Below are 5902 nucleotides of genomic sequence, written 5' to 3' on the forward strand. Positions count from 1 at the left end.
CGAATGCTCCAGCCGCGCCGCGCCCGCCGCCCGCCGCCCATCCGCCGGCCGGCATGACGCTGAGCGCGCTGCCCTCGGGCTCCACGCAGTCGACCGCCGGCATGGCCTTCGAGGGCGGCCGGCGCAATGAGGCGCGCACCTTCGTGACCGGGGCGATCCTGGTCGATCACCCCAAGGGCGCGCTGCTGTTCGACGCCGGCTATGGCCGCGACCTGGCCGAGCACTTCAAGACCGCCCCGGCGATCATGCAGGCGCTGATCAAGCCGCAGCTGACGACGCCCGTGGCCGAGCAGCTGGCGGCCGGCGGCATGCCGCGCTCGCGGCTGAAGGCGGTGGTGCTGACCCACGCCCATTGGGACCATGTCAGCGGCCTGCAGCATCTGGCCGGCGTCCCGGTCTGGGTTCCCAAGGCCGAGCTTGATTTCGTGACCAGCGGGGACGGCGCGGCCAAGCTCGCCCGCAAGCTGGGCGTCGCCGACTACAAGACCTACGACTTTCCCGACGGCCCCTATCTCGGCTTCGCGCGGAGCTGGGACGTGTTCGAGGACGGCAGCGTGGTGCTGGTCCCGGCGCCGGGCCACACGCCCGGCTCGATCGCCGCTTTCGTCAACACCCCGGACGGCAAGCGCTACGTACTGGTCGGCGACACCGCCTGGCAGGCCGAGGGCGTCGAGCTTCCGGCGCAGAAGCCGATGCTGAGCCGGCTGATGGTCGACGACGAGGGGCCGGCGACCTGGGCCATGCTGCAGCGCCTGCACGCCGCGCAGCAGGCCGTGCCGGGGCTGATCGTGGCGCCGGCCCACGATGACCGGGTGTGGCGGCGGCTGCCGCAGTTCGCCGGCGTCAGGCCGAGCCCAGCAGCGCCTTCGCCGCCACGGTCTTGAGCCGCAGGCCCTCGATCTCGCGGAAGGCGAGGTCCTTGGCCCCGAAGTACTCGCCCTGGTTCGTGGCGTTCCAGTCGGTGGTGGCGATGCGGACGGTCTCGCCGGCCGGTTCGGCCAGGACGGCGGCGTAGAGGAAGTCGCCGTTGCGGTCGGCAAGCGGCATCGGCCGGTCCTGGTTGGCGCGGGCCATGAAGCCGGCGAGCCGCTCACGCGAGACCTCGGCGACCATCAGCTTGCCCTCGAAGCGGACCACGGCGTCGAAGGCGTGGCGCGAGACCGGGCCGGCGGGCAGGCCGGTCCCGAGCGTGGTGTGGCCGATGAAGCCGGCGTCGGCCCCGGCGGCGCGGGCGATGGCGGCGGCTGTCGCGCGGCCGGTGTCGCCGAGCGAGCGGGCGGCGGGCGAGGTCCCGAGGATCGCGCGTTCTTCGTCGGTCAGCGCCTTGGCGAGGACGGCCGGGATCAGCTGGGCCAGCTGCGGCGCGACCGGACCGTTGAGGGCGACGGGGACGGAGGCGGCCTCGCCCGGGCCGGCGGCGCGCAGGGTCACCGCCGTGTAGGCGTTGCTCCACGAGCCGGTGTGGACATAGAGGCTGGCCCCCTGGCGGTGCTGGAACAGCAGGTGGTTGTGGCCGCCGACCATCAGGGCGCCGTCCGGCAGCAGGGGCAGGATCTCGCGGTCGGCCGCGACCCCGGCGTGGCTGAGCACCATGGCGAGGTCGGCGCCGGCCAGCGCCGCGGGGGGGGGGGGGGGGGGGGGGGGGGGGGGGGGCGGGGGGGGGGGGGGGGGGGGGGGGGGGGGGGGGGGGGGGGGGGGGGGGGGGGGGGGGGGGGGGGGGGGGGGGGGGGGGGGGGGGGGGGGGGGGCCCGCCCCCCCCCCCCCCCCTCGCCCGGAACCGGGATCTGCAAGGTCGGGCGGCTGGCGGCCGGATAGGTGTTGATCGAGTTGGTCGCCACCCCGACCACGCGCAGGGTGCGCCGGCCCAGCGGCAGGTCGACCTGGGCCGGGGCGTAGGGGGCGCCGGTGCGGGCGTCGACGATGTTGGAGACCACGCTGACGCCGAGGCCGCGCAGGCGGGCGACGACCTCGGCGAGGTCGGTGGTGATGTCGTTGTCGTGGTTGCCGAGATTGACCACGGTCGGGGCGAGCTTCGGCAGGGCGGCGAGGAACGCCCAGTCGATCTCGCCGCCTGAGCGGACCGCCGCGACGTTGCCGTGCTCGAAGATGTCGCCGTCGATGGCGATGACGTGCGGGACCCTGTGGGCCGCGACCTCGGCGGTCAGCGCAGCGAGCAGCTGGCCGGTGCGCTCATAGGCCGAGTGCAGGTCGGACATGGCCAGCACCCGCCCGACGATCGGGGCCGGCGGGGAAAGGCCGCTCAGCAGCGGGGCGGCGGCGAGGCCGGCGAGCAGGCGGCGGCGGTCAGGAAAACGGGCGTCGGGCACGGAGCCTGATTTCCACCATTTCAGTGGTCAGGCAATGCGCGGCGGGACGTCGCAATGCGTGATTGTGGTCACGTCTCAAAATTTTCACGAACCGAACGGCGTTTTGTGTTGGCGCTTTGGTGCGCTGCAACGTAGGGCGGCGCCCAATAATCCAAACCTCGGGGTATACTCATGTCACGTCGTCTCGGCGCGCTGGCCTGCACGGTCAGCGGCCTGGCTCTTCTGGTCTCCACGCCCGCTCTGTCGCAGACGGCGGACACCGCCGACGCGGCCTACACCGTCGAAGACATCGTGGTCACCGCCCAGCGCCGCAGCGAGAACATCCGCGAGGTGCCGTTCGCGGTCACCGCGGTGACCGAGCAGAAGCTGGCCGAAGTGGCGGCCGGCGGCGGCGACATCCTGCAGATGACGGCCCGCGTGCCCAGCCTGCAGGTCGAGAGCTCGAACGGCCGCTACGCCCCGCGCTTCTACATCCGCGGCCTCGGCAACGTGGACTTCGACTTCAACGCCTCGCAGCCGGTTTCGGTCGTGCTCGACGACGTGGTGCTGGAAAACGTCTTCCTTAAGGGCTTCCCGCTGTTCGACGTCCAGCAGCTGGAAGTGCTGCGCGGGCCGCAGGGCACGCTGTTCGGCCGCAACACCCCGGCCGGCGTGGTCAAGATCGACACCGTCAAGCCGACCAACGACTTCACCGGCTTCGGCTCGCTGGCCGTCGGCAACCTGGGCGCGGTGCGCGCCGAGACCGGCGTGACCATCCCGGTCAACGACACCCTGCAGGTCCGCGTCGCCGGCCTGTGGAACCATCGTGAGGACTGGATCGACAACATGTACAGCCCGGCCTTCGCCGATCCGAACGGCAAGGACCTGGGCAATTTCGACGACCGCGCCGGCCGCGTGCACGTCGCCTGGGCCCCGACCGAGCGGCTGTCGACCCTGCTGACCCTGCAGGCCCGCGACTACGAAGGCACCGGCACGATGAACCGCGCCAACGTGCTGACCAAGGGCTCCAACGAGCTGAACGCCAATTTCGACCGCGAGCGCGTCTATTATGACGGCGGCCGCAACAACTTCCAGAAGCAGAAGACCCGCTCGGGCTCGCTGCAGGTGGCCTACGACTTCGGTCCCGCGACCCTGACCGGCGTGGCCGCCCGCTACTGGGGCGCCTCGGCCGGCGACGGCGACATCGACGGCGGCGTGGCCTCGGCCCCGGCCGGCGCGCCCTGGAAGACGCCGTTCAACTCCGAGACCGGCACCCTGGACAGCGACCTGGTGCAGGACACCTACGAGCTGCGCCTGGCCTCGAACGGCGACGGCGCGTTCGGCTGGCAGGTCGGCGCCTTCTACTGGGAAGAGCGCTTCAACCTGATCTCGGCGACCTTCAACGGCACCGGCGGCCTGCAACCGACCATCGTCACCGACATCGTGCAGGAGTCGGACTCCTGGTCGGTGTTCGGCCAAGGCTACTATCAGGTCAACGACGCCCTGAAGCTGACGGCCGGCCTGCGCTACACCGACGACAGCCGCGACTTCCGCGGCCAGCGGGTCCTGGGCGCGCCGCTGGACGTGACCAAGGCGGTCGGCGACGAACAGGTCAGCTGGGACGTCAGCGCCCTCTATGAGCTGAACGACGACCTCAACCTCTTCGCCCGCGTGGCCAAGGGCTATCGCGGTCCGTCGATCCAGGGCCGGATCGCCACCTCGAACATCGTGACCACCGCCGACTCCGAGACGGTGATGTCCTACGAAGCCGGCTTCAAGGCCCGGCTGTGGGAGCGCCGCGCCAGCCTGAACGCCACCGCCTACTATTATGAGGTCACCGACCCGCAGTTCACCGCGATCGGCGGCGAGGGCAACTTCAACCAGCTGATCAACGCCGACAAGGGCGAGGGCTACGGCGTCGAAATCGACGGCGAGGTCTATCTCGGCGCCGGCTTCAACCTGACCGGCGGGTTCGCCTGGAACCACACCGAGATCAAGGACAGCAACCTGCTGGTGGCGTTCTGCGGCGCCGGCTGCACGGTCACCGACCCGATCGTGAACGTCGGCACGACCCGCCGCGCGAACATCAACGGCAACCCGTTCCCGCAGGCGCCGGAATACACCGCCAACATCGCGCTGGACTGGGTCCACACCCTGGCGGGCGGCGCCGAGCTGTTCGCCTCGACCGACTGGGTGCTGCAGAAGAACTTCAACCTGTTCCTCTATGAATCGGTCGAGTTCCAGCAGGACTCCGCCTTCGAAGGCGGGGCCCGCGCGGGCTGGCGTGCGCCGGAGCTGGGCCTGGAAGCGGCCCTCTACGTCCGCAACATCACCGATGAAGCCAACGTCATCGGCGCCATCGACTTCAACAACCTGACCGCCTTCGTCAACGAGCCCCGGACCTTCGGGATCCAGGTGACGAAGCGCTTCTAAGCCGACTGGCGGCCCGGCGGAGCGAGCATCTCCGCCGGGCCTGCGCCAACCTGCATCTTGCATCGCGGGCCCAATGAGGGCACGCACCGCCGGTGACCGAAGACCGTGACATCGGCCTGCCCGCCCGCCGGGCCGCCATCGACATTCTCGCCTCCGCCCTGGCCCGCCGCGCCGGGCTGGACGAGGCGCTGACCCGCCCCGCCTTCCGCAATCTCGAACCCCGCGACCGCGGCTTCGCCATGGCGCTGGCCATGGCCACGCTGCGCCGGCTGGGGCCGATCGACCGCGCCTTGCAGGGCCGGCTGGCCAAGCCGCCGCCGGACGGGGTGGTCAACATCCTGCGGATCGGCCTGGCCCAGGCCTTCGTGCTGGAGACCCCGGCCTTCGCGGCGGTGACCACCAGCGTCGACCTGGCCGCCAGCCATTCGTCGACCCGGGCCTTCAAGGGCCTGGTCAACGGCGTGCTGCGCGCCCTGCTGCGCGAGCCGCCGGATCTCGACGCGCCCGACGCCCTGTGCCCGCCGTGGCTGCTGGCCCGCTGGAGCGCGGCGTTCGGGCCCGAGGCGGCGCTGGCCATGGCGGCGCTGGTCGCCGACGAGCCGGCCACCGACCTGTCGCTGAAGTCGGCGGCCGACGCCGAGCGGCTGGCCGGCGAGCTGGAGGCGCAGATCCTGGCCGGCCCGACCCTGCGCACCGCGCGCAAGGGCGATGTCGCCGCCTGGCCCGCCTATGACGAAGGCGCCTGGTGGGTGCAGGACGCCAGCGCGGCGATCCCGGCCCGGCTGCTGGACGTGCAGGCCGGCGACAGCGTCCTCGACCTCTGCGCCGCGCCCGGCGGCAAGACCCTGCAGCTGGCCGCGGCCGGCGCGCAGGTCGTGGCGGTGGACCGTTCGGCCGCGCGGCTGACGCGGGTGGCCGAGAACCTGCAGCGCATGGGGCTGAGCGCCGAGATCGTCACCGCCGAGGCCGGCGACTGGGACGACGCGCGAACCTTCGACGCCGTCCTGCTCGACGCCCCGTGCAGCGCCACCGGCACCTATCGCCGCCATCCGGACGTGCTGTGGGGGGGGGGGGGGCCCCCCCCCCCCCCCCCCGCCCGGGTGCGGGCGCCGCGGCTGGACTCCGCCCCCCGCCGCGGCTAGCCCGCCGGGCGGGGGGTGTAG

At 72.4% G+C, this 5902-nt stretch carries 5 protein-coding genes; 3 read left to right on the forward strand and 2 right to left on the reverse strand.

The window, feature by feature from the left end; translation table 11 throughout:
* Positions 1-884, forward strand: an 884-nt coding sequence (locus OUA97_RS22830) for an MBL fold metallo-hydrolase (protein WP_267234387.1), incomplete at its 5' end; no start/stop codon positions are given.
* On the opposite strand, the gene OUA97_RS22835 is transcribed toward OUA97_RS22830, so the two are convergent.
* Positions 844-1593: a hypothetical protein gene (locus OUA97_RS22835; protein ID WP_267234388.1), complete on the reverse strand. Its 750-nt coding sequence runs from the start codon at positions 1591-1593 to the stop codon at positions 844-846. The genes OUA97_RS22830 and OUA97_RS22835 overlap by 41 nt on opposite strands.
* On the reverse strand, positions 1524-2327 hold the full coding sequence (locus OUA97_RS22840; protein WP_267234389.1) for a metallophosphoesterase: 804 nt from the start codon (positions 2325-2327) through the stop codon (positions 1524-1526). Before OUA97_RS22840 ends, OUA97_RS22835 begins: the two co-directional genes overlap by 70 nt.
* Positions 2328-2498: 171 nt before the next feature.
* Here OUA97_RS22840 and OUA97_RS22845 point away from each other — a divergent pair, with 171 nt between their 5' ends.
* Together OUA97_RS22845 and OUA97_RS22850 are read left to right on the forward strand one after the other, a co-directional pair.
* A complete protein-coding gene (locus OUA97_RS22845) occupies positions 2499-4739 on the forward strand; it encodes a TonB-dependent receptor (RefSeq protein ID WP_267234390.1) in 2241 nt (746 codons plus the stop codon).
* Positions 4740-4831: 92 nt separating this feature from the next.
* Positions 4832-5881, forward strand: coding sequence for an RsmB/NOP family class I SAM-dependent RNA methyltransferase (locus tag OUA97_RS22850; RefSeq protein WP_267234391.1), 1050 nt, complete (start codon positions 4832-4834; stop codon positions 5879-5881).
* Positions 5882-5902: the final 21 nt, after the last annotated feature.

This window comes from Phenylobacterium sp. 58.2.17 (assembly GCF_026411515.1).
GTDB lineage: Bacteria > Pseudomonadota > Alphaproteobacteria > Caulobacterales > Caulobacteraceae > Phenylobacterium.